This is a genomic window from Rhodothermales bacterium (genome assembly GCA_013002345.1).
In the GTDB taxonomy this organism is placed as follows: Bacteria; Bacteroidota; Rhodothermia; order Rhodothermales; family JABDKH01; genus JABDKH01.
On sequence record JABDKH010000244.1, the window covers coordinates 1 to 3,047 of the forward strand.

The window sequence follows — 3,047 nt, forward strand, 5'->3', positions numbered from 1 at the left end:
CCGTACGCGCTATGAACCAGACACAATTGGCCTTTGACATAGCCTGGGATGTCTGGATCTCGATGGCAACCGCCGCGTACGGGCTCGGCATGTTGGGACGATCCCGTTCATTGTTCGAGCGCCTGGCGGGCGGGTACGGAATCTTGGCCGGAGTCGCCGGGTTGGCGATCAACCTGGCGGTCTTTCCTGTACCACCAACGAACGCCGGACTGCCGGACCCCGGAATGTTCTTTTTCGTCTGGTTTGGAATCGTCGGGCTATCAATGACATGGCTTGGCTTCAGAGGCAGCGAGACTATCCTGACACGCCTTCATCAAGACGAACCTTGAACCACGCTTCGCTCGCACAGACACGAAGCGTTCCTGGGAGATCTCAGACTCATACTCCATCCGGCGCCGATGTCATTCTCAGGGGGACCCTCCCGAACGAGCAAACGACCGTATTCCATAGTTACGCCGGGGTCTTTAGAAATGACTGAGACCGTCTGCAGGCGAGTGCCTCGTATCCGATTTCCGCTACCCTACTTCAGCAACAGCATCTTTCGCGTACGAGAAAACGCCGGCGCAGTCATCCGGTAGAGATAGAGTCCGCTCGACAGTCCCGCCCCATCAAACACGACCGCGTGATGCCCGGCCTCCATGTATCCGTCGACCAACCGGTCTACTCGCTGGCCCAGCGAGTTGAACACCTCCAGTGTGACGCGACCGCTCACGGGCAGTGAGTACCGGACTTCGGAAGTCGGATTGAACGGGTTCGGATAGTTCTGCGCGAGCGCAAACTCCGCGGGAAGGGCCGAGTCCTCAATCCCGACCTGCGTCGATCGTGTAACGATGATGTAGTTCACGCTCAACAGCCATCCGGTCTTGTCAGAATCAGAATCGAACTCGAGACGCATGATGTGCTCACCGGCCTCGAGCGGCACGTTGCCAATTTCGATGGGCCGCCAGAACTGCCAGCCCCCCGTGCTCAGTACCGGTCGCTTTCCACTCACATCGATGCCGTCGATCAGCAGCGTCAGATTGCCGAAGCCCGGCACCGTTGCTACGTACGGCGCGAAATCGTACTGCCCGGCCTCTGCGGCAACGATCGTGTACTCCACCCATTCGCCGGCCGTAATCCAGTATATGTCGAACCCGCCGTCATTCGATCCCTCCAGGTCCACGCCCTCGTTCGGCCGGAACGCCAGTCCGATGTTGTTGGCGTCGGTATCGTGATAGGCCGTGCCTTCGCCGCCGTTGTCGTAGTGCTCAGCCTCAATCTTGCCGGGAACAGGTGCCGGTGAACCGTTGAACGGCGTGCCGTTCCCAAGCACACTGATAAGGACGCTGTCTTTCGCGGTAAGCGCCAGAGAGTTTGTGACCGTGAGCAATACCCGGTGGTCGCCTACCGTGTCGAAGGTGATAACGGTATCCGCGCTCGAACTCGTCCCGACCGATCCAAACTCCCAGTGATACTCCAGGTCACCGCCATTTCGATCGAAACTTCTGCTACCTTCGAACTCGACCGTCAGCGGCACCTTGCCCGAGGTTTTGTTCGCCCGCAGGAGTGCGACCGGGGCATTGGGGTTTTCGGTGAGCGTGCTGTACACACTCAACTCGCGCGGCCCGACAGTCATCGTGACTCCGTCCGAGAACGTGACTAGTCTTTCGAGTGAGCCGGCATTGTACGCCACGTACGTCAGTTCTCCGGCCGGCGTTCTGAACACGGAGTACATGGGGGTATCCGCGAACACCGTCGCGTCGTGACGGCCCATCTTCTTCAGGTTATACAGCCAGTGGAGGGTATGCGCACGCGATTCGCCGTCGAAGGGCGTGTAGTCCTCGTCGGCGTAGTAGTAGGAAAGCGCCCGGTTGGGATCGGCGAGCGCGAGATACTCCCACAGAACATCCTGCCAGATCGTCGGCTGGCCGTTCCGCTCTGCCACGATCTCGTCGTAATTCGCAATCACATACTCCGGATATCGACCCAGGTAGAGGGACCCCGCAGTCACCGGGAGGATGTTGATTCCGTGGATGAACTCCGGCTGTGCTCCAAACCATGTCGAGTGCACTCCTTTCCCGCCCCATACCATTCCGATCGCAACGTGAGGATAATCGGCTGGAAACACCTCATTGTCTACGTCAAACCAGTACTGGTGAACCGCCGAATTCTCGGTGGCGTGCAGGAAAACGCCCAGGTCCCGGACGTCTTTCTGATTCGTCGCTTCCCCCCACAGAATCACGGCCGAAGCGAAGTTCATGGACTCCGAGCTCGACTCCTGGTTGTTGCCGTCTCCGAAGTCGCCGTGACCGGCCGCCCACGAGTGACCGGCGTACGCGTCGTGAGATCGCAGGAAGGGGAATTGCGGATCGGTGCGATCCCAGTTGTTGGCATCCTTGATCAACAGATTGACCATGCCACCCCAGTTCTCCTGCGACACCCAGGCGCTGTCGTATCGTGCCACGGTCGCGGCACTCATGATCGCGTAGCTCGCATGAAAGTGATGGTCGTTGATCTGGTTGTCGGCCCCAAAGCCGGACGGATATCCGGTGAGGACGTCCCAGCTATCGATGTACGAGTATTGCTGATCACCCCCAACCGTAAACCATTCCTCGAGCCGCCGTTTGATTTCGGAGATGAAGTGATCGCGCTCGGCTGTGGCACCCAACTGGTCGGCGATATGCACCAGGTTCGCAAAGCGAGCCATGGCTTTTCCGTTGTCGTAGGTGGGACCGACCGGCAGGGTCTCGCCGGCGACACTCTGCACAAGTGCAAGGAGCTCGCTCTTGTCATAGTCACCTCGATCGGGTAGCGCGGGAAGCACGCCCGAGAACTTGAGTTCCGTCGTGAAAGAACGGCCCGCGATGAGTTTCATCACTCCGTTCGGAGACTGGTATGTGTGGCCGGTCATCGGTGCAGCCGTGTTCAGCCACTGATGTCTATAGAGAGCGGTGAGGGTCTCGTCGGTGCTGTTCGCAGCGTCATCCATCCACGTGGTCTCGTACGTATACGTGGTAATGAGGTCGGCAGTGGCCTCGTCGTACTGCCAGTCGACGGTCGTGTTGGTG

Annotated in this window: 2 protein-coding genes; one reads left to right on the forward strand and one right to left on the reverse strand. The window is 59.1% G+C overall.

The genetic code is table 11. From position 1 onward, the window contains the following. Positions 1–26 precede the first annotated feature (26 nt). Positions 27–329: a hypothetical protein gene (locus HKN37_12015; protein ID NNE47370.1), complete on the forward strand. Its 303-nt coding sequence runs from the start codon at positions 27–29 to the stop codon at positions 327–329. Between the two features lie 191 nt (positions 330–520). Here HKN37_12015 and HKN37_12020 read toward each other — a convergent pair. Further along, positions 521–3,047 (reverse strand): carbohydrate-binding protein (locus HKN37_12020; GenBank protein ID NNE47371.1); only part of this gene is annotated, 2,527 nt, incomplete at its 5' end.